Annotated in this window: 16 protein-coding genes; 6 read left to right on the forward strand and 10 right to left on the reverse strand. The window is 38.5% G+C overall.

Going from position 1 to position 20,028, the window contains the following annotated elements; genetic code table 11:
* Nucleotide 1 precedes the first annotated feature (1 nt).
* The 4 genes from ilvD to ilvC all read left to right on the forward strand — a co-directional run bounded on the left by ilvD (nt 2) and on the right by ilvC (nt 5,510).
* Entirely contained in the window at nt 2-1,675 is a 1,674-nt protein-coding gene (ilvD, locus tag OZP13_RS05870; protein WP_281298977.1) for a dihydroxy-acid dehydratase, read from the forward strand.
* A gap of 116 nt (nt 1,676-1,791) precedes the next feature.
* Nucleotides 1,792-3,489, forward strand: coding sequence for a biosynthetic-type acetolactate synthase large subunit (ilvB, locus tag OZP13_RS05875; protein ID WP_281298978.1), 1,698 nt, complete (start codon nt 1,792-1,794; stop codon nt 3,487-3,489).
* 5 nt (nt 3,490-3,494) lie between these two features.
* Nucleotides 3,495-4,019 carry an acetolactate synthase small subunit gene (gene ilvN / locus OZP13_RS05880; protein WP_281298979.1) on the forward strand — a complete coding sequence of 175 codons (525 nt, stop codon included), beginning with the start codon at nt 3,495-3,497 and terminating at the stop codon, nt 4,017-4,019.
* A 15-nt stretch (nt 4,020-4,034) separates the two neighbouring features.
* Complete coding sequence (ilvC, locus tag OZP13_RS05885) at nt 4,035-5,510, forward strand: ketol-acid reductoisomerase (RefSeq protein ID WP_281298980.1); 1,476 nt, start codon at nt 4,035-4,037, stop codon at nt 5,508-5,510.
* A gap of 225 nt (nt 5,511-5,735) precedes the next feature.
* On the opposite strand, the gene OZP13_RS05890 is transcribed toward ilvC, so the two are convergent.
* Nucleotides 5,736-6,332: a 3'-5' exonuclease gene (locus OZP13_RS05890; protein ID WP_269242924.1), complete on the reverse strand. Its 597-nt coding sequence runs from the start codon at nt 6,330-6,332 to the stop codon at nt 5,736-5,738.
* Nucleotides 6,333-6,335: 3 nt separating this feature from the next.
* Nucleotides 6,336-8,252: a DUF294 nucleotidyltransferase-like domain-containing protein gene (locus tag OZP13_RS05895; RefSeq protein ID WP_281298981.1), complete on the reverse strand. Its 1,917-nt coding sequence runs from the start codon at nt 8,250-8,252 to the stop codon at nt 6,336-6,338.
* 178 nt (nt 8,253-8,430) lie between these two features.
* On the opposite strand from OZP13_RS05895, the gene OZP13_RS05900 reads away from it, so the two are divergent.
* Nucleotides 8,431-8,937: a DUF2911 domain-containing protein gene (locus OZP13_RS05900; protein ID WP_281298982.1), complete on the forward strand. Its 507-nt coding sequence runs from the start codon at nt 8,431-8,433 to the stop codon at nt 8,935-8,937.
* Nucleotides 8,938-9,266: 329 nt separating this feature from the next.
* On the opposite strand, the gene fucP is transcribed toward OZP13_RS05900, so the two are convergent.
* The 4 genes from fucP to OZP13_RS05920 are packed head-to-tail and all read right to left on the reverse strand — an operon-like array spanning nt 9,267 to nt 13,878.
* On the reverse strand, nt 9,267-10,592 hold the full coding sequence (gene fucP, locus OZP13_RS05905; protein ID WP_281298983.1) for an L-fucose:H+ symporter permease: 1,326 nt from the start codon (nt 10,590-10,592) through the stop codon (nt 9,267-9,269).
* An 11-nt stretch (nt 10,593-10,603) separates the two neighbouring features.
* Nucleotides 10,604-11,539 (reverse strand): carbohydrate kinase family protein, encoded by a 936-nt coding sequence (locus OZP13_RS05910; protein ID WP_281298984.1) that lies wholly within the window; start codon nt 11,537-11,539, stop codon nt 10,604-10,606.
* Between the two features lie 59 nt (nt 11,540-11,598).
* A complete protein-coding gene (locus OZP13_RS05915) occupies nt 11,599-12,444 on the reverse strand; it encodes a sugar phosphate isomerase/epimerase family protein (RefSeq protein ID WP_281298985.1) in 846 nt (281 codons plus the stop codon).
* Between the two features lie 51 nt (nt 12,445-12,495).
* Nucleotides 12,496-13,878, reverse strand: coding sequence for a carbohydrate porin (locus OZP13_RS05920; RefSeq protein WP_281298986.1), 1,383 nt, complete (start codon nt 13,876-13,878; stop codon nt 12,496-12,498).
* A 358-nt stretch (nt 13,879-14,236) separates the two neighbouring features.
* On the opposite strand from OZP13_RS05920, the gene OZP13_RS05925 reads away from it, so the two are divergent.
* Nucleotides 14,237-14,974 (forward strand): NUDIX hydrolase, encoded by a 738-nt coding sequence (locus OZP13_RS05925; RefSeq protein WP_281298987.1) that lies wholly within the window; start codon nt 14,237-14,239, stop codon nt 14,972-14,974.
* 18 nt (nt 14,975-14,992) lie between these two features.
* Here OZP13_RS05925 and OZP13_RS05930 read toward each other — a convergent pair whose 3' ends face one another.
* The 4 genes from OZP13_RS05930 to OZP13_RS05945 form a co-directional block, all read right to left on the reverse strand.
* Nucleotides 14,993-16,264 (reverse strand): NAD(P)/FAD-dependent oxidoreductase, encoded by a 1,272-nt coding sequence (locus OZP13_RS05930; RefSeq protein WP_281298988.1) that lies wholly within the window; start codon nt 16,262-16,264, stop codon nt 14,993-14,995.
* A gap of 60 nt (nt 16,265-16,324) precedes the next feature.
* Nucleotides 16,325-17,659, reverse strand: a complete 1,335-nt coding sequence (locus OZP13_RS05935; protein ID WP_269242935.1) for a DEAD/DEAH box helicase — start codon at nt 17,657-17,659, stop codon at nt 16,325-16,327.
* Between the two features lie 136 nt (nt 17,660-17,795).
* Nucleotides 17,796-19,334, reverse strand: a complete 1,539-nt coding sequence (locus OZP13_RS05940) for a DEAD/DEAH box helicase (RefSeq protein WP_281298989.1) — start codon at nt 19,332-19,334, stop codon at nt 17,796-17,798.
* Nucleotides 19,335-19,444: 110 nt separating this feature from the next.
* The gene (locus OZP13_RS05945) at nt 19,445-19,972 is read right to left on the reverse strand and encodes a DUF6155 family protein (protein WP_281298990.1); all 528 of its coding nucleotides are present in this window, start codon (nt 19,970-19,972) and stop codon (nt 19,445-19,447) included.
* Nucleotides 19,973-20,028: the final 56 nt, after the last annotated feature.

Here is a 20,028-nt window from a genome sequence, read left to right on the forward strand (position 1 = left end):
AATGGAATTAAACAAATACAGCAAAACCATCACTCAAGACGTTACCCAACCTGCGGCACAAGCAATGCTGTACGGAATTGGCTTGACCGAAGAGGATTTGAAAAAAGCTCAAGTGGGTATTGTCAGTATGGGTTATGAAGGTAACACTTGCAACATGCACTTGAACGATTTGGCCAAAGATGTCAAAAAAGGAGTGTGGAATGCCGATTTAGTGGGCTTGATTTTCAACACCATTGGCGTAAGCGACGGAATTTCAAACGGTACAGACGGGATGCGTTATTCCTTGGTTTCCCGTGATGTAATTGCCGATTCCATCGAAACCGTTATGGGAGCGCAATGGTATGACGGATTAATCGCCATTCCGGGTTGCGACAAAAATATGCCGGGAGCCTTAATCGCCATGGGAAGAGTGAATCGTCCATCGATCATGGTTTATGGTGGCACGATTAATTCGGGAAGATGGAAAGGCGAACACCTTAACATCGTTTCCGCATTTGAAGCTTTGGGAAAAAAATTCCAAAAAAACATTAGCGACGAAGATTTTAAGGGAGTGATTCAAAATTCTTGTCCAGGGCCAGGAGCTTGTGGCGGAATGTACACTGCAAACACTATGTCATCGGCCATCGAAGCCTTGGGTATGAGTTTGCCTTATAGTTCCTCCAATCCCGCTTTGAGCGAAGACAAAAGACGCGAATGCGACGATGCCGGAAAAGCCATCCGAATCTTGTTGGAAAAAGACATCAAGCCAAGGGACATCATGACGCGCAAAGCTTTTGAAAACGCCATTACCATCGTGGCCGTTTTGGGAGGTTCGACCAATGCCGTGATGCATTTAATTGCCATGGCGCATTCAGTGGACATCGAAATCACCTTGACCGATTTTCAGGAAATCAGCGACAGAACACCGGTACTTGCCGACTTGAAACCGAGCGGAAAATACATGATGGAAGATTTACACGCGGTGGGAGGAGTTCCAGCGGTAATGAAATATTTATTGAAAGAAGGATTTATCCACGGAGACTGTTTGACCGTAACCGGAAAAACAATAGCCGAAAACTTGGCCAATGTTCCTGATTTACAAGACGGACAAGAAGTAATTCACGAGATCCAAAAAGCATTAAAATCGACTGGAAACATCCAGATTTTATACGGGAACTTAGCCTCAGAAGGTTGTGTTGCCAAAATAAGCGGAAAAGAAGGAGAATATTTTGAAGGAACAGCCGTTGTTTTCGAAAGTGAATTCGATGTCATTCCGGGTATCCAAAACGGTATGGTCAAACCGGGCGATGTAGTCGTCATTCGGTATTGTGGGCCAAAAGGTGGTCCAGGGATGCCGGAAATGCTGAAACCAACCTCTGCCATTATGGGAGCTGGATTGGGAAGCAGCGTTGCCCTGATTACAGACGGTAGATTCTCTGGAGGCTCACATGGATTCGTGGTAGGCCACGTTACACCAGAAGCTTATGACGGAGGCGGAATAGCCTTGGTTGAAAATGGGGATTTAATTACGATTGATGCCGTTAAAAACACCATCAATCTTAAGATATCTGATGCAGAATTTGCCGAAAGAAAAGCCAAATGGGTTCAACCCACCTTGAAAGCGACAAAAGGAGTTTTACTTAAATATGCCCGATCGGTTTCGAGTGCCTCAACAGGATGTGTAACCGATAAATAGTGTTCAGTTGGCAGTTTTAGTTTAGCAGATTACAGTTTTAAAATAATATAATAAAATCCCTTTGCCAATATCGGCTCCATGCCAAGACGTGGTTGGGGAGAGGAAAAAAAATAATAATGGAAAATAATAAAATATCAGGCGCAGAAGCCGTTATTAGATGCTTGTTAGCTGAAGGAGTTGACTTGGTTTATGGATATCCAGGTGGAGCCATAATGCCGGTTTATGACGAATTATATAAATTTCAAGATCAATTGCACCACGTATTGGTGCGCCACGAACAAGGAGCGGCCCATGCTGCCCAAGGTTATGCCAGAGCCACCGGAAAAGTGGGTGTTGCCATTGCCACTTCTGGACCGGGAGCCACCAATTTAGTTACAGGAATAGCCGATGCCCAAATCGATTCCACTCCCTTGGTTTGCATTACGGGTCAGGTTGGAAAACATTTATTGGGTTCGGATGCTTTTCAAGAAACGGACATCATCGGAATTTCGACTCCGGTAACCAAATGGAATTACCAGGTTACCGAAGCCCACGAAATACCTGAAATCATCGCCAAAGCTTTTTTTATCGCCAGATCAGGCCGTCCAGGTCCCGTTTTGATCGATATTACCAAAAATGCCCAATTCGATAAATTTGATTTCAGTTATGAAAAATGCACCGGAATTAGAAGTTACTTTCCTAAACCGGCGTTGAATCTTCAAAAAGTACAAGAAGCAGCAGATATAATCAACAATGCCAAAAAGCCATTCATTGTTTTTGGTCAAGGCATCATATTAAGTGAAGCAGAAGCACAACTAAAACGATTTGTTGAAAAATCAGGAATTCCTGCTGCTTGGACTATTTTAGGACTTTCGGCTTTGCCAACAGAGCATCCGTTGAATGTTGGAATGGTGGGAATGCACGGTAATTACGGTCCTAATTTATTGACCAACGAATGCGATGTCTTGATTGCGCTCGGAATGCGTTTTGACGACCGTGTTACCGGAAATTTGGCCACTTACGCCAAACAAGCCAAGGTAATCCATTTCGAAATTGATCCATCGGAAGTGGATAAAAACGTAAAAACATCGGTTGCCGTTTTGGCTGATGTCAAAGAAGCCTTGACTGCCTTGATTCCGTTAATCGACAAAAAATCACATGATTCTTGGCACAATGAGTTCAAGGAAAAATACAAAATAGAACTGGATGCTGTCATCAATGAAGAGCTGAAACCAACGAATGGCAAAGGAATTTCGATGGGAGAAACCATAGAAATGATCAACAAACACTCGAAAGGGGATGCGATAATTGTTTCTGATGTTGGACAACACCAAATGTTTGCCTGCCGTTATGCCAAATTCAATTCATCCAAAAGTAACGTTACTTCGGGTGGATTGGGAACAATGGGATTTGCCTTGCCTGCGGCCATTGGTGCCAAAATGGGAATGCCGGAACGCGAAGTGGTAGCCATCATTGGAGACGGAGGTTTTCAAATGAACATTCAAGAATTGGGAACTATTTTTCAAACCAAAGTTCCCGTGAAAATCGTGGTTTTGAACAACGAATTTTTGGGTATGGTTCGCCAATGGCAAGAATTATTTTTCGACAATCGTTATGCATCCACCAAAATGACAAATCCCAATTTTATTGCCATTGCCGAAGGATACCACATCAAATCCAGAAAAGTGACCCAAAGAGAAGATTTGGATGCTGCCGTTGCCGAAATGTTGGCTTCGAAAGATTCTTACTTCCTGGAAGTTATGGTAGAAAAAGAAAACAATGTATTCCCAATGATTCCTACAGGAGCTTCGGTTTCTGATATGCGATTAAGTTAAAAATTATGGAAAATAAAACATTCACTATTTCTGTTTATTCAGAAAACAACGTTGGCCTACTCAATAGAATATCCGGTATATTCTTGAAACGCCATATTAATATATTGAGCCTAAATGTATCCGAATCAGAAATTGAAAACGTTTCTCGTTTCGTAATCGTGGTCAACACCACCGAAAAATGGGTACAAAACATTGTAGGCCAGATCGAAAAACAAATCGAAGTCATCAAGGCTTTTTATCATATCGATGAAGAAACCATTTTCCTTGAAAGTGCGATTTTCAAAATAGAATCCAGCTTATTGTTTGACGAAAGACAAATCCAGAACATTATCAAAGAAAGTCATTCGGAAATCGTGACCGTGTCCAGGGACTTTTTCGTGATATCAAAATCGGGAAAACGTTCTGAAATCAACGACTTGTACAATAAACTAAAACCTTTCGGCATCATGCAGTTTGTACGCTCCGGAAGAATATCGGTTTCCAAGCAAAAAATGGAAATCTCGACCTTATTAGAAGAACTAAAACAATAAATAAATACTTAAAAAATGGCAAATTATTTCAATTCATTACCACTTAGATTACAATTAGAACAATTAGGCGTTTGCGAATTTATGGATCAGTCCGAATTTGCAGATGGAATAGAAGCACTTAAAGGAAAAAAAGTAGTTATCGTAGGTTGCGGAGCTCAAGGTTTGAACCAAGGTTTGAACATGAGAGATTCAGGTCTAGATATTTCTTATGCTTTGCGTGCTGAAGCGATTGCCCAAAAAAGAGCTTCTTTCATGAATGCTGCCGACAATGGTTTCAAAGTGGGTACTTATGAAGAATTAATCCCAACTGCTGATTTGGTTTGCAACCTTACACCAGACAAACAACACACAGCGGTAGTAACTGCCATCATGCCTTTGATGAAACAAGGTTCCACTTTGGCTTACTCACACGGTTTCAACATCGTGGAAGAAGGAATGCAAATTCGTAAAGACATCACGGTTATCATGTGTGCTCCTAAATGTCCAGGATCTGAAGTTCGTGAAGAATACAAAAGAGGTTTTGGTGTACCAACCTTGATTGCGGTTCACCCTGAAAATGATCCAAATGGTTTTGGTTTGGCTCAAGCCAAAGCGTATGCAGTTGCAACAGGAGGAAATAGAGCAGGAGTATTGCGTTCTTCTTTCGTGGCTGAAGTAAAATCAGACTTAATGGGAGAGCAAACCATTCTTTGCGGATTGTTGCAAACAGGTTCTATCTTGTGTTTCGACAAAATGGTTGCCGAAGGTGTAGATGCTGGATATGCTTCAAAATTAATCCAATACGGATGGGAAACTATCACTGAAGGATTGAAATATGGTGGCATCACCAACATGATGGACAGATTGTCCAATCCTGCCAAAATTGCAGCATTTAAAGTTGCCGATGAATTGAAAGACATCATGCGTCCGTTGTTTCAAAAGCACATGGATGACATCATCTCTGGACACTTCTCCAAAACAATGATGGAAGACTGGGCTAACGACGACAAAAACTTGTTGGCTTGGAGAGCAGCTACAGGAGATACTAATTTCGAAAAAACTCCAGCCGGTGATTTTGAAATTTCAGAACAAGAATACTACGATAATGGAGTATTGATGGTAGCCATGGTAAAAGCGGGTGTTGAATTGGCTTTCGAAGCAATGACTGATTCAGGAATTATCGAAGAGTCTGCTTACTATGAGTCATTACACGAAACTCCGTTAATTGCCAACACTATCGCAAGAAAAAAATTATTCGAAATGAACCGTGTAATTTCTGACACTGCCGAGTACGGATGTTATTTGTTCGATCACGCTTGTAAACCATTAATCGCCGATTACGTGAAAAACGCACCTAGCAACTTGGTAGGTCGTCCATTCAATGACGGAAGCAACGGAGTTGACAACAAAGAATTGATTGAAGTGAATTCCATCATCAGAAATCACCCAGTTGAAGAAGTTGGAGCTTGGTTGAGAGAATCAATGACGGCAATGAAAAAAATTGTTGGATAATAATAAAATCATCGCAAGATGCGCAGGGATTTGGCAAGCCTCTTTAGTTTCATAATATTTTGAATTAGTTAAAACTTATTAAAGAAATCAGAAATAGTCAATACATCACTTAACTCGAAAACGGAGTTGAGGGTTAAGTGAGGTAATCCCGAGAAATAATTTTGAAAAGCGAGGTAGAGCAATTCTACCTCGCTTTTTTTATGAAATAAATGGAACAATTTTTATTTAATTCAATCCCAATCTGGATTTTAGTTTCAGGAAAAGCAGGGCGATTTTATAAGCATCATCGGAAGAAGAATTCCGGTCGCTTTTAGGGATTTTGTAGATGTCGCACAATTCTTCAAGCGAAAATTGTTTGTTGTTGATGTCTGTCAATTTTCGATACATCACGTCAATATCCAAAGCTTCGTTTCTCAGTCTTCCACAACCCAATCTTTCCAAAGCGGCATTAATCATTTCCACGTCAAAATCAATGTGGTGTCCAACCAAAACGGCATTGCCGATAAACTCCACAAAAGCCTGAATGGCCTCGGCTTCTCCCATTTTTTTCATTTTGGTTTCAACCGTAAATTCATTGGAAATCCCGTTATCGTGAAAAAATTTATATTGGGCCAAAATGGTTTCAAAACTATCTGCAATATGGATGCTGTTGTTGATTACGCCAAAAGAACCAATAGACAAAATAACATCCTTGTGAAGACTCAAGCCGGTAGTTTCGGTAGATAAAATAACAAAGCGTTTTGATTTTGTATCAAATTTAGAAAGATAATCTTTCCAAAATTCAGGATATTCCTTATTGATATTTTTGAGCCAGTCTATCATATTTTATGAAAATTGGGTAAGTTTAAATTTTGTTTTTATCAATTCTTCCAATTCCCTCATTGGAGCCAACGCATTTTTTAAATTTTCCTTGTCCACTTTTGACAGTTCCTGCAAGTTGATGTATTGTCCTGAACTATCATTTTTTAAACCTTCCAAGGTTCTGAATTTTGACAACGTCAAGAAAGCTTCGGCACAATTTAGATAAATTTCTGCATTTTTAGGATCTATGATGGCCAATTGCTTGAATCGGAGATAGGTATTGTTTACACCCCGAATATTGTGGCTCAAAGCAAAAAGGCGAGCACCATCAACAAGCGGCATCAAAGCTAGTGTTTTAATATCGAACTTGTTTTTATATTCACCTTCCTCTTCCACGTTAAATTTCTTGAAAAAAGTTAAAGGCGAATTTTTTCTCAAGGCATCATTTCCCAGAAAATCAAAGAATAAAGCATTGTTTTTTACATTGTTAAAAATAACGTTTTCGATGGCTTCTTCAATCTTTGGTTCTCCAAAGGCGATTTCGAAATCAAAGAAAATACTGCTAATTTCGTTGCTGTTTTCTCCTGGAGTATTCATCCAGTTATTGTATTGTTTAGTCCAGTCAGTCAATGATTTACACCAAAGCATATTACTTCCCATGTGCCCATTTGGACAAAATTCATAACCTACTTTTTCCAGATTGGAAGTTGTTCTTTTTCCCAATTTCAAGAAATAATCTTTCACATCCCTATATTTATCGGCAGTAACATCTTCGAAAATCAAGATACTGTCTTGATCTGTCGGCAACAATTGTTCTTTACGTCCTTGGCTACCAATGCTTAACCAGGCAAAACGAACAGGAGGGGAGCCTAAATCCAGTATGGACAATTCAACCGAACGCTTAATGATGGCCAAGTTAATTTCACTCGCAATATTGTTGATATTGGAAAGCGAAACATTTTTTTGAATTGATTTTTGAATAAGAGCTGTCAATCTATCTCGAATCAGTTTTAAATCCTTTGCAGATTGGGAACGTTTAATTTCTTTTATCAAAACTCCGGGATTATTGGCTTGGGCCACAATCAAATCGTGTTCGGAAATAATTCCTTTGATGTCTGATTTATCCGAACCATCCTTGGTCACGCACAAATGAGTCACATTGTTCCGCAACATTATCAATTGGGCTTCGGCCAAAGAAATGTTCTCGACAACGGTAACCACTGGTGACGACATAATTTTATCGATAGTGCTGGTGATAGCGAATCTTCCCGTGGCAATTTTGGAACACATATCGGTATTTGTCACTATTCCAATGGGCATATTGTTGTCGGCAATGATGGCTCCGGTGGTCAATGCGTCTGTCATTTGCTTGGCAACGTCTTGAATAAGGGTTGTCGTTGTAACTTTTAGAGGCGTATTGTTGTAGTTCAGCAACTGAAAATATTGCATTTCAGATTGCTGGTTCGAAAAGTAAACATTGTCAGAAATTAGTTTGCCGCTTAAATTTTCCTTGTCGGTTGGATTGCTGGTATTAGTGGCAAAACTTTGCAAAAGAAAGTCCAAAACCTCTGAATTATTGGCCACAAAAGGACGAAAAACAGCAATAGGTATGGCATAAATAATGCTTTCTTCACGAGCTTTGGCCGTCATCATGTAATTATTTTTGGCGAAAAACGGACGCAAGCCAAAAATATCTCCTTCAACACATTTATTCAATAATGTTTCCTCTGCATCAGCAATTACCGACAAATTGACAACTCCTGAAGCCACAACGTAAAAAGAATCGTGTAGAACATCGTTTATTTGGAACAATGTTTTATGTTTTTCCAAATTAATCACTCGAATATTGCTAGCAATTTCGGATAATTCTTCGAAATTCAAATTATCAAATGGCGGATATTGTTTTAAGAAATCTGCGATGTGCTCTGCAATTGTGTTCATAGTAGGTTTTATATTGTCGAATGTAAAAATAATAAATTAATAAATCATAATACCGCCATTGACAGCCTAAAACGATTAATTTATAAATTTCTTAATTTTTTCTTAAAAGAACCAAGAATTACAACAAAATTAATGTAGTTATTTTAAATTCACGACTTAATCTAAAATATTTCAAATCATGGGATTACAAAAGAAAATTCATTTGTTATTTATGGCCTTTTTGACCATAACTTTAGTTGATGCACAAGAAAAACCTGCAAGTCCTCCAGCAGTTGCAACAGGCAAAATTAATGGTGCCAACATCAGCATCAATTACAGCAGCCCGTCCGTAAAAGGGAGAGTGATTTGGGGAGAATTAGTTCCATTCAACAAGGTTTGGCGCGCCGGTGCCAATGAAGCGACGACTATCGAAACAGACAAAGAGCTTAGCATTGAAGGCCAAAAATTGCCTGCGGGAAAATATTCTTTTTTTGTGATACCAAATGAAAAAGAATGCGTGATCATTTTTAACAAAGAAGCCAAACAATGGGGTGCTTATAAATATAATGAAAGCCAAGACCAATTGCGGGTAACCGTAAAACAAAAAATGGCTGACACAAGTACCGAAAGATTGGTTTATACCATCAACAAGAATTCAATAGTATTGACTTGGGAAAAATGGAATATTCCAATTTCAGTTAAATAATATAAAAAATATTTATTTCTTGTAAAGCATTGTCAAGAATATTGATAATGCTTTTTTTATTATGTAAACACTGGATTTATATAGAAAAAGTATCAAATCAGCTCGTTTTTATGTCCATTGCCAGTATTATAATATGCACTATAATTTATATTATGTAAAATAGAATTTTGTAAATCATTATTACCAGTTTATTAGATATACCTTTTATAAAAAAAGAAACGGACAATAAACCTATTGCCCGTTTCTTTATAGAAGTAAATTATTAAAAATGAAATGCAAAATTATTGTTTTTGCAATATCCATTATCCATATTTTCCAAATCTTTGGGTTTAATATTTTTTTGAAACTTTATAAGTGCTATAGCCATATAAAGTTACAACGCCCAAACATAGCAACGGCAAAATAAACGAAAAATTCACTTCAGGAATAAATCCCAAAATCTTCATATCCGAAAATCCTGGACCGCCCCAATCTAATACACTGGCTTGCAACAATGGCATTAATGCGCCACCCACAATAGCCATAACCAAACCAGAAGAACCAATTTTAGCTTCATCGCCCATGTCTTTTAAGGCAATCCCGTAAATGGTTGGAAACATGATGGACATGAAAATTGAAATTGAAATCAAGGAAATCAAGCCCGGCATTCCTTGCAATAGAATTGCTCCTGCAGCACAAATCATTCCACCAATACCAAAATAGATCAGCATTCTGGAAGGATTTATGGTTTTCATCATGGCCGTACCTATCCATCTTCCTGTCAAAAACAACAGCATGGCTCCAATATTGTAATTTGTTGCAGTAATATTTAACCCATAAGTAGCATTAATATTATCAACATATTGATACATAAAAGTCCAACACAAAATTTGGGCACCCACGTAAAATGCCTGTGCAACAACCCCGTTTTTGTAATTTTTATTGGCCCATAATTTTTTGAAGGATTCGGAGATGGACATTTTTTCTTCATGAACCGTTTTAGGCATTTTGGTAAAAAGAATAATAATCAAAATGGCCAATACAAAAATCCCCAATCCGATATAAGGAATGCTTATGATGTCCAAATCGTGTTCCCTAATGGATGCCAATTCGCCAGCAGACAGGGCTTTGAATGTTTCAGGAGTGTAATTGTTGGATTTTATGCTTCCAATAACCAATTCCTGTGCCAAAACTAATCCGGTTATCGCTCCAATTGGGTTGAATGCCTGGGCAAAATTCAAACGTTGCGTAGCCGTGTCTTTATGACCCAGGAACAAAATCAAGGGGTTCGAAGTGGTTTCCAGGAAAGCCAAACCACAGGTAATGACCCATAGCGAGATAAGGAAAAAGGTATAACTCTGGTAATGCGCTGCCGGATAGAACAAGAAAGCTCCGGTCGCATACAACACGAGTCCCAAGACTATTCCGGACTTGTAACTGTATTTCCTGATGAAAAGTGCCGCCGGGAAAGCCATAAAAAAGTAGCCAAAATAGAACGCCATTTGAACAAAGGATGCCTGCAAATTCGAAAGTTCCGGCATTACCTTTTTGAAGGTCGACACCATCGGTGCGGTTAATTCATTTGCAATTCCCCAAAGGGCGAACAATATGGTAATTATGATAAATTGAAAGGCTAATTCTTTACTGACTACGGGAATTTTTTTGGTTAGATTCATTGTTAGATTTATTAATTATTTGAAAATGTGTTTGTTTTTTTGGAATTAGTGTGTTCAAAACCACACAAAAATTCGTCAATTTCTGATTGTGGAATTACTGGATTTGCTCCTTCGCTTTGGGCTACAATGGCACCAATGGCACAAGCGTGATTCAGCGCATATTGGGGATTTTCTCCATTGAGCAATTTTATGATTAGTGCTGCCAAAAAAGAATCTCCGGAACCCACCGTGTCTACTACATTTACCTTGAATCCGCAATTGTAATAAAAAGTTTCGTTAGTATATAAAACCGCACCGTGTGAACCCAAAGTCACACAAACAGTTGGCGTATTGGTTTCCTTTGAAACGAATTTAATGTTTTGTTCCAACGACTTTTTATTGGAATGCATGTCTTCGCAAATTTCATTTAACTCGTCGTCGTTAAACTTAATAAAATCAGCAGTTTCCATTAAATCTACAATAGTTTTTTTGGCATAATGCGGACTTCTCAAGTTCACGTCAAATATTTTATATTTGGCAACCTTCAAAAGTTCTTTTAGGGTATTTTTAGAAACCAAATCCCTGGAAGACAAACTTCCGTAAACCAAAAAATCAGCGTTTTTTACTAGTTCAATATTCTCGTTTGTTGTTTCAATTTTATCCCAAGCCGAAGGATAATTGATATCGTAAGACGCATTTCCTTTTTCGTTCAAAATTACGTTCACGATTCCCGTTGCATAAGTTTCATTGACTTGAATAGCCTTGGTATCAATGCCTTGATTATTCAAATAATCGACCAATATTTTGCCATTGGCATCGTTTCCAACACTGCTAATCATGGCAACCTCCCCTCCTAGCGAATTTAGTCTTGAGGCCACATTCAGCGGTGCTCCTCCAATTTTTTTGTGTTCGAGGAAAACATCGAAAAGGATTTCTCCAAAACAAACACCTTTTAATTTATTTTTCATTTTTATCTTTTTTTGCGTAAAACAATATTTTTTGTAATTCTTTTATACTCGTTTAATAATTATTTATACCATTTATCAACCATATTTCTCATAAACAACAAACTTCCTTTGGCCAAATCTTCCGAATTGTACTTGGAAGGTCTCCACAAAGAGGTTGACCCAACCAATTCTTTTATTTCCGAAGAAAAATTCTCGAGAACCAATGGCCCTTGGTAATCAATTTCGCCCAAAGCCTTGAAAAAATCACCCCAATGCACGTTGCCTTCTCCCGTCATTCCCCGATCGCTTTCGGTAATGTGGACGTGTTTCAAATTATTTCCTGCCTGAATAATTGGCTCGTAGAAATTTTTTTCTTCAATATTCATGTGAAAAGTATCCAAATGCAAACCAATATTCGGTTTACCAATACTTTCAATCATCTCCAAAACTTCCTCGGCAGCAGTAAACACATAGCTTTCGTAACGGTTAATCGGCTCGGGAGCAATCGTGATGTCATGCTTTTGAGCATAATCGGCCACTTCCGAAAACACTTGCTTGATAATTGCTTTTTCATTCAATGTGCAAGAATTTCCCGTGAATGTCCCGATGGCGGAATGCAAAACGCCTCCCAAAAAATCGCCCTCCATTTCGGCCACTTTATCAACCGCCGATTTCATAATGGCCGTTGCTTGTTCCGGATAAAAAGGAATATGGCAATTCGCTGGTAAATTTAAGGTACAACGACCCAAAATACCGTATTTGTCCAGCAGTTTTTTTGTTTTTTTTGCATCGAAATCCAAAGAAGCCGGCAAAATAATTTCGAGCATGTCAAAACCGTATTCGGCTGTTTTTTCTATGGCAAAACGTCCGCTGTCGGCACTCCAACCAGGGATAAATGATAAAATTGTGGTTCCAAAAAGTGGCATATTTATTTAATTTTAAATTAGTTGTATTTTTTATTCTAAAAGATGGATTTATTAAAACAACCACCATTCTGTTTTTACTCCAACATAAGAACCCCAGCTTTTTTGGTTCACTTGCAAATATGGCGAGTAATTATGGTCACGGGCGTAATCGTTGTAGTGTGCCAACGTATAAACCAATCGAATGTGCGGACGACTCCAAGGATCTTTTTTCCCCAACGGAACAATGGTTGGTGCAAAAGAAAATTTCCACATATTGGCATCCGGATTGTCACCGTCTTTTCGACTGGCGTAATGCACCTCTTCAATTAAATGCAACCATTTGGTAACATAATAGAAGCTTCTAAAACCTACCACAAAATCTGTTTTCTCGTTGAAAATTTGATTTCCGTTGAAATATTCGTCCGTGTTGGTGCTGGCAGAACCGCCTTTGCTTTTGGTAAAAACACCATAACCATTGAGACTAAATTTATCCGAAAGATTCAATAAAAAATGTTCCACCATCGTAAAGGAATAGGCATTTTTGTATTTTCCTTCATCATCCGGAGCACCGTAAGTTGCCCAAGTAAACGTGTTACCGTTATCGCCACCATTGGCAATTCCCACTCCATAACGAGCAGACAACTGATTGAAAGAACCCGGTAATTTGGTTTTAAAAGGATTGTTGTACTTCGCTCCCATAACCCAACCTTTGTCGGCAGCATATACTTTAGAAGCCTCTTTGGAGTTGGCCGAAACATAATGAAATTCCCCCAAAAGTTTCAGAATTCCCTCGTTTTTAAAAGGAATGCTGTGCTCCCCTATCCAAACCATGCGCTGGCGAATGGCTGGATTAGTGGCGCCGGCAACGCTAATTTCGTAATTATAAGGATAGACATTGGTCGAATCGGCAGAAGCGGGCATCAACATCGTCAATTCGGTATTTTTATGGCTTACGCCAAATCCTTGCGCGGAATGATCGTCAAAATAAAAATAATCACTGATGTGAATGTCATCGTAGCGACGAAAACGCGATCCAGCCCAAGCCGACCATTTGCTGCCCATAATATTTCGGGCTTCGACGAAAGCTTCGGGTAGAATAAAAGTCAATCCACCATTGGAACGGGAACTCACGTTTCCCACAAATTGTCCGTTGGCTGAATACATTCCCAACCGTATTTGAAAAGTGACATTGGTACTGTCTTTGTCGATAATTTTTGGCGTGAAATGTATCGCAGGCAGAATATCGATATAGTCTGTTTGTTCCATTCTTCCTCCCAAGGAACCTTGGCCGGAAAGGTTTAATGGTTTCCACATGTTTCCTTCCCCATTTGGCGAAAGCCCGACACCTATTCGCCCGGTTGTACCCAAGGAAAAATTGGGATTGGTAATCACCACTTGCGAATATCCGGCCATGGAAGTTATTGAAATCAGTAATAAAAAAAGCTTGGTTTTCATCGGTTTGTTGTTAAGCGTTAATTTTCATTTTTTGAATAATCTTCGAATTGTTTTAATAAACGTCATTTTGACTATTGTTTTTCAAATGTAAAAATAATTATTATACAACAACAAAAAAATAATCAATATTTTTAAAATAAACATAATTTTAAACCTTTTATAATGGTAATGTAATAAAATTACAGCTTATTTTGCCAATAATTAAATATTGTTCTATTGACGTTTAATAAACAAAATACAATAAAAATGTCGTATATTCGAAATCCCGAATAAATCATTACTTTTGTAAACGGGAGTGATTTTCAACAAACTGTCTGGTCGTTCCACAAAATGAAATTAATTATATCCTGAATCCAATATGGCTCCCAAAATAATTCCCAATATATCCGTTGACTGTGTCGTTTTTGGTTATGACGGCACCACAAAATCTTTGAATGTATTGTTGATTAAACGGTATTTGGAATCCAAAGAAACCCACGAAATCCTAGTCAATGATTATGTATTGACAGGCTATCATGCCTTGGAAAATGAAAATATGGACGATACTGCTGCCCGAGTTTTGAGGGAATTAACGGGACTCGAGAATCTGTATAAAAAACAATTTAGAGTCTTTGGAGACCCCAATCGTTTGATGAACGAAAAAGACATTGTTTGGGTGGAAAGCGAAAATTTCAATCCACGAACGATAACAATTGCTTACTATTTTTTGGTAAAAACCCACGAGGTCGACATAGAAAACAACAGCCATTATCCGCAATGGTTTCCGGTAAACGACTTGCCGGAATTGGGATTTGACCACAAAAAAATCATCACGGAAGCTTACGCCGATTTAAAAGCTAAATCCTTGACAGAGCCCATTATTTTTGAGTTGTTACCCAATAAATTCACCGTCAAGGAATTGCAGGACGTGTACGAATCCATATTGGGCGTGGAAATTGACAATCGCAATTTTAGAAGAAAATTGTTGATCAAGAAATACCTGATCGAACTGGACGAAAAACAAGTGGGCGTTTCCAAAAAACCTTCACAACTTTTTATGTTCAGCAAAGATATTTACCAGAAAATCTACAAGGAAAGTTATTTGATAAGTATTTAGTTTTGATTTCTCCGCAAACTAAGCATCCCCTTTCGTCCTCTTTTCCGGCCTGATAATCATTCGCAAAGATTGGTCTTTCGAGAAATAAGCAATCATCCAATGGTAAAAAGTGTTGATTCGGTTGCGATAGGTTATCAAGGACATCAGGTGGACAAACAGCCAAATCATCCAGGCAAAAAAGCCTTTGAAGTGCATTTTGGGTTTGGGTAAATCCACGACAGCCTTGTTTTTTCCGATAATCGCCATAGAACCTTTATCGTTGTATTTAAAGGGGTTCAACGGTTTATTTTGTATCATCAACTTGAAGTTTTCGGCCAGATTCTCTCCTTGCTGAATAGCGACCTGAGCAACTTGCGGATGACCTTCCGGAAAAGCTGCATCAGTCAATTGAATACAAGTGTCGCCAATGGCATAGATATTTTCAGTAGCGTTTACTTTGTTGAAGGCATCGGTGGCCATTCGTTTGCCGCGACCGTAACTTTCTGCTGGAATTCCTTCAAATTCCCTGGCTGAAACGCCTGCCGCCCAAATCAAGTTTTTGGTTTGGATGGTTTTTCCGTCGGCAAAGAAAACGGTATCGTCTTTATAATCAATTACTCGGGTGTTGAGTTTTACGATAACTCCCAATTTGGTTACGGCTTCGAGAGTGTCTTCTTGCGATTGTTTACTCATTGGCGACAGTAAAGCATCACCACCGTCAACCAAATAAATATTACTGGCAGAAGTTTCTAGCTCAGGATATTCTTTGAGTAAAATATTTTTTCGCATTTCGGCAAACATCCCGGAGACTTCCACTCCTGTTGGTCCACCACCGGCAACCACAATGGTTAGCAGTGCTCTTCTTTTGCGAATATCTTTGGTTATGGCGGCTTTTTCCAGATTTTTCAACAAAGTGTTGCGCATCTCGATGGCATCGTTGAGGGTTTTCATCGGAATTGCATTTTTCTTGACATTTTCCATTCCAAAATAACTCGTTTCGGCTCCCGTTGCAAAAACCAAGTGGTCGTAATGCAATTCGCCGTTATTGAGAATGATTTTGTTTTCGGCAGGAATTACCTTTTGCAATTCGCCTAGACGAAACTGCAGGTTCTTTTTGCCCGCAAAAAATTTTCGAAAAGGATAACTGATACTGGAAGGTTCCAAAAATGCCGTGGCCACCTGATAAATAAGCGGCGGAAAGAAATTATAGTTGTTTTTGTCGACAAGGATTACTTCAATCCCTTTGTAGTTTGCCAATTCTTTGGCCAAATTAATGCCAGCAAAACCGCCTCCAATGATTACTATTTGCATATCGAAACTTTTATAAAATGATTACTTTATAAAAGTACAATATAAATTCAGGTACAAATATTAGTTTTTGAATTTTTTAACAGGCTTTTCTTTATTCGAATCCGCTTTGGTTTGAAGCAATTGATTGGCCAATAATTTTTCAATCAATTCATCTTTGGTCAAATGGTGGAAAATGGTTTTGACCTTGTTTTTGAAATCGGCTGAAACTTCGTGATTGGGTTTGGTCTTGAAAATTTGTTTTGCCCATAAAAGCGTGTTGTTTTCTTCGATATTCTCGGCAGTTGGTTTTTGGAATTTGGTGAATTTAATTCCCAATTCTCTTTCGAAATCGGCAATTTCAGCGACTTCTTCTGGTTGCAAAACCGTTAACGAAAGTCCCTTTGCTCCTGCCCTTGCGGTTCTTCCGCTACGGTGGACATAGTTTTCATAAGTGTCCGGCAAATGGTAATTGACCACATAAGCCATTTCTTTTACGTCAATGCCTCGGGCAGCCAAATCGGTTGCCACCAAAATATTGATGTGTCCTTCACGAAATTGTTCCATAATTCGATCCCGGATTCCTTGCGACAAACTCCCGTGCAAAGCTCCTGACGAAAACCGGTTGATGGCCAAGTTCTTGGCTAATTTATTGACGGCGGCTTTGGTTTTGCAAAAAATAATCCCGCGTTCACCTTCTTTGGAAGTCAAGAAATGCATCAAAATATCCAGTTTTTCTATTGGATCAACCACGATATATTGGTGGTCTATTCCTTGATTCCCTACCGTTTCCATATCAGCACTAACCTGAACCACGTTTTTGTTCAAGTAGTTCTGAATCAATTGTTTTATGGTTCCGGGCATCGTAGCCGAAAAAAGAAAAGTTCTGCGATTCTTGGGCAATTCGGCAATGATTTCGTCCAAGCCTTCTTTCAGGATTGTAACCATTTCGTCCGCTTCATCCAATACCAAAAATTGGGTTTCTTTCAAACTGATGGCTTTGCGCTGAATCAAATCAATCAATCTTCCCGGCGTAGCCACCACAATATGTGTTGGCGAAGTCAATCGTTCGATTTGTGGTTTTATTGGAATTCCCCCACAAGTTTCAGCGATGGAAACTTCTGGAAGATATTTGGCGAATGCTTCCAAATTACTAAAAATCTGGTGTCCCAATTCGCGAGTTGGAGCCAATATAACTGCTTGAACAGAAGAGATATTGGTGTCAATCAATTGAAGTAATGGTAATCCAAAGGCTGCAGTTTTTCCAGTTCCCGTTTTTGCCAACCCAACAACATCAGTATTGGACAAAAGCAATGGAATTGTTTTTTGCTGGATTTCTGTAGGCACAACAATTTTTAAATCATCAAGTGCTTTTATAATGGATTCCTGGATTCCTAAATCAGAGAATTGTTTTGACATTTTTTAGATTTTATAATTTATAAAATTGTTGCTTTGAAAACAGATTCCATAGCCCCGATAGCAGTGGAAATCCTTTTCTTTTTTTTCTTTAAAAAAAGAAAAGATTGTAACGGATAGCGGGAATAGCTCCTGAAAATTAATCCGCTTCGTTCATTATTTTTTCGCGATACTTTTTACCAATTAACAACAGTAATTTCTGTTTATAATCATCAACCAACCATTCGCGGTAGTTTTTACTGCATTGGCTCAAGCATTTGGCGTAGCGTTTCAAGCGGCATTCGATATCTGGATCCAATTCTTTGAACAATTCTTTGGCATCCCGCAATTCTTCGGTATTATCGACACACATGGCGGCGTGTTGCTCCAGTGATTTGTCCAAAACTATTTTGGAACGCAAGTTTTGGGCAATGGCCAGTTTGTGTTCTTCGTCCACATCAAAAGTCACGACTTCTGTTTTGGCGAATTTCGCTCGCAATTCCGGCGGCATGGTGTATTTGAAATACAATTCGATTTCGGTATCGTCCCGCAAGTTTTCTAAATAAAATTCCGGTGATTTGAAGATGTGTTGCCAGTTTACAGGCTCATTCCACAATCCGAAACGGGCGGCATTATTTCCTAAATCAATCACGTTAAATTCGTCTTTACCGGGCAATTTTCGAGAACCACGACCAATCATTTGAAAGTACAAAGTCAATGATTTCGTGGCTCGGTTCAAAATAATGGTTTCCACGGTAGGTTCGTCAAAACCGGTGGTCAAGATCCCCACCGAGGTCAAAATAGCGTCTGGAGTATGTTTGAACCAATGCAAAATATCTTTACGTTCCTCGTTACTGCTGGTGTTGTCCAAATGTCGGATTCCATATCCAGCTTCCCTAAACGTTTCATAAACGTACAAAGAAGTGTTGATTCCATTATTGAAAATCAGGGTTTTTTTGCCCAATGATTTTTCGGTATAAGCGTGCAATAATTTTTCTTGCATCGCCATATTCGTGTATAAATCGTCAGATGATTTTACGGTATAATCTCCGTTGATTCCGACTTTCAAGGAAGTCAAGCCTACATCGTAACTATATGTAACCGCTTTGGCCAAAAATCCTTTGTCGATCAAGGAACCAATGGTGTCGCCCACAATCAATTCGTTGTAGCTTTCGTGCATCGGCAACTTGATATTCGAACTTAAAGGCGTTGCGGTAACCCCCAAGATAAAGGCGTTTTTGAACGAACTCAATAATTTTCGAAAGGAATTATAATGCGCCTCATCGATAATGACCAAACCAATGTTGTCGAGATGCAATTTCTCGTCATTGATACGGTTTTTCAAGGTTTCGACCATTGCCACAAAACAGAAATAATCGTTTTGATCCGGTAATTCTTTTACTTTACTGTTGATGATTTTGTTTTTTACACCAAAACCTTTCAACATTTTTGAAGTTTGCTTGCAAAGCTCGATTCTATGGGTCAAAACCACCACTTTCTTGTCGTGTTTGGACAAATATTGACGTACAATTTCAGAAAAAACCACTGTTTTTCCTCCGCCAGTTGGCAATTGGTACAACAAATGATAATTATTTGATGCATTGTCCAGTCGTTCAAAGATGGTTTCTATATCTCCTTTTTGATAGGAATAAAGTTGTTTTCTATCTTCTATTTCTGTTTCTAAAGTATTTTGAGACATTGTTTTTTATTGGATTTTTGCAAAAATACGCCTAAAAAACAGTTATTCCACTAAATTATACCATAAATAAAGTAGAAGGATTAAATAAAATCGTTTATGGGAGCTTTCAATTAATAATCGAAACGTTCCAAAATGGCATTAAATTCCTCTTTGTTGAACCAGTTTTGTTGCCTTGTTTCATCACTTATCGAAATGATTCTGGCCTTGAATTCTTCCAATATTCCGTTGGCAATCATAAATTTAATAGCTTGCTCAAAGGAGCTGAGCATACTTTTGAAGAAAGCTTCCGGTTTAACGAGTCGTTCTGCCGAGAAAGTTTGGGCAATTTCGATGGAATACAGCATCACGTCGGCAATTACAAAAGGATCGACACCCAAAAGAATGAAATGTTTGATGTATTTTTGGGCAACGGAACGCCGCATCTTCGGTCTTCGTGGTTTTCCAGAAGTTTTTTGAGGGTAATATTCATTCGAAATTTTGATTTTGCATTCCTTCAGCAACGTGTCTTCTTTTGGATTAAAAACAAAATCATAATAAGTTTTGACCACGGTAAATTTCTCATACAATTCGAGAATTTGCTCTTCGAGTTGTTGTTTGTTCAATTCCCCCAGGTATTTTTTTAAATCGCGCTTGCTCATTATGATATTTTATAAGTACAAAAGTAAATTAGTTTTAAGAATGTATTAGGAAATAA

The sequence above is a fragment of the Flavobacterium limnophilum genome (assembly GCF_027111315.2).
GTDB classification, from domain to species: domain Bacteria; phylum Bacteroidota; class Bacteroidia; order Flavobacteriales; family Flavobacteriaceae; genus Flavobacterium; species Flavobacterium limnophilum.

What these genes read in the sequence shown, in the direction of transcription:
- OZP13_RS05935 (WP_269242935.1), bottom strand. Translation starts at nt 17,659, where the DNA reads ATGTCAAAACAATTCTCTGATTTAGGAATCCAGGAATCCATTATAAAA.
- ilvC (WP_281298980.1), top strand. Translation starts at nt 4,035, where the DNA reads ATGGCAAATTATTTCAATTCATTACCACTTAGATTACAATTAGAACAA.
- OZP13_RS05925 (WP_281298987.1), top strand. Translation starts at nt 14,237, where the DNA reads ATGGCTCCCAAAATAATTCCCAATATATCCGTTGACTGTGTCGTTTTT.
- ilvB (WP_281298978.1), top strand. Translation starts at nt 1,792, where the DNA reads ATGGAAAATAATAAAATATCAGGCGCAGAAGCCGTTATTAGATGCTTG.
- OZP13_RS05890 (WP_269242924.1), bottom strand. Translation starts at nt 6,332, where the DNA reads ATGATAGACTGGCTCAAAAATATCAATAAGGAATATCCTGAATTTTGG.
- OZP13_RS05900 (WP_281298982.1), top strand. Translation starts at nt 8,431, where the DNA reads ATGGGATTACAAAAGAAAATTCATTTGTTATTTATGGCCTTTTTGACC.
- OZP13_RS05910 (WP_281298984.1), bottom strand. Translation starts at nt 11,539, where the DNA reads ATGAAAAATAAATTAAAAGGTGTTTGTTTTGGAGAAATCCTTTTCGAT.
- ilvN (WP_281298979.1), top strand. Translation starts at nt 3,495, where the DNA reads ATGGAAAATAAAACATTCACTATTTCTGTTTATTCAGAAAACAACGTT.
- OZP13_RS05920 (WP_281298986.1), bottom strand. Translation starts at nt 13,878, where the DNA reads ATGAAAACCAAGCTTTTTTTATTACTGATTTCAATAACTTCCATGGCC.
- OZP13_RS05915 (WP_281298985.1), bottom strand. Translation starts at nt 12,444, where the DNA reads ATGCCACTTTTTGGAACCACAATTTTATCATTTATCCCTGGTTGGAGT.
- OZP13_RS05895 (WP_281298981.1), bottom strand. Translation starts at nt 8,252, where the DNA reads ATGAACACAATTGCAGAGCACATCGCAGATTTCTTAAAACAATATCCG.
- OZP13_RS05930 (WP_281298988.1), bottom strand. Translation starts at nt 16,264, where the DNA reads ATGCAAATAGTAATCATTGGAGGCGGTTTTGCTGGCATTAATTTGGCC.
- fucP (WP_281298983.1), bottom strand. Translation starts at nt 10,592, where the DNA reads ATGAATCTAACCAAAAAAATTCCCGTAGTCAGTAAAGAATTAGCCTTT.
- OZP13_RS05945 (WP_281298990.1), bottom strand. Translation starts at nt 19,972, where the DNA reads ATGAGCAAGCGCGATTTAAAAAAATACCTGGGGGAATTGAACAAACAA.
- ilvD (WP_281298977.1), top strand. Translation starts at nt 2, where the DNA reads ATGGAATTAAACAAATACAGCAAAACCATCACTCAAGACGTTACCCAA.
- OZP13_RS05940 (WP_281298989.1), bottom strand. Translation starts at nt 19,334, where the DNA reads ATGTCTCAAAATACTTTAGAAACAGAAATAGAAGATAGAAAACAACTT.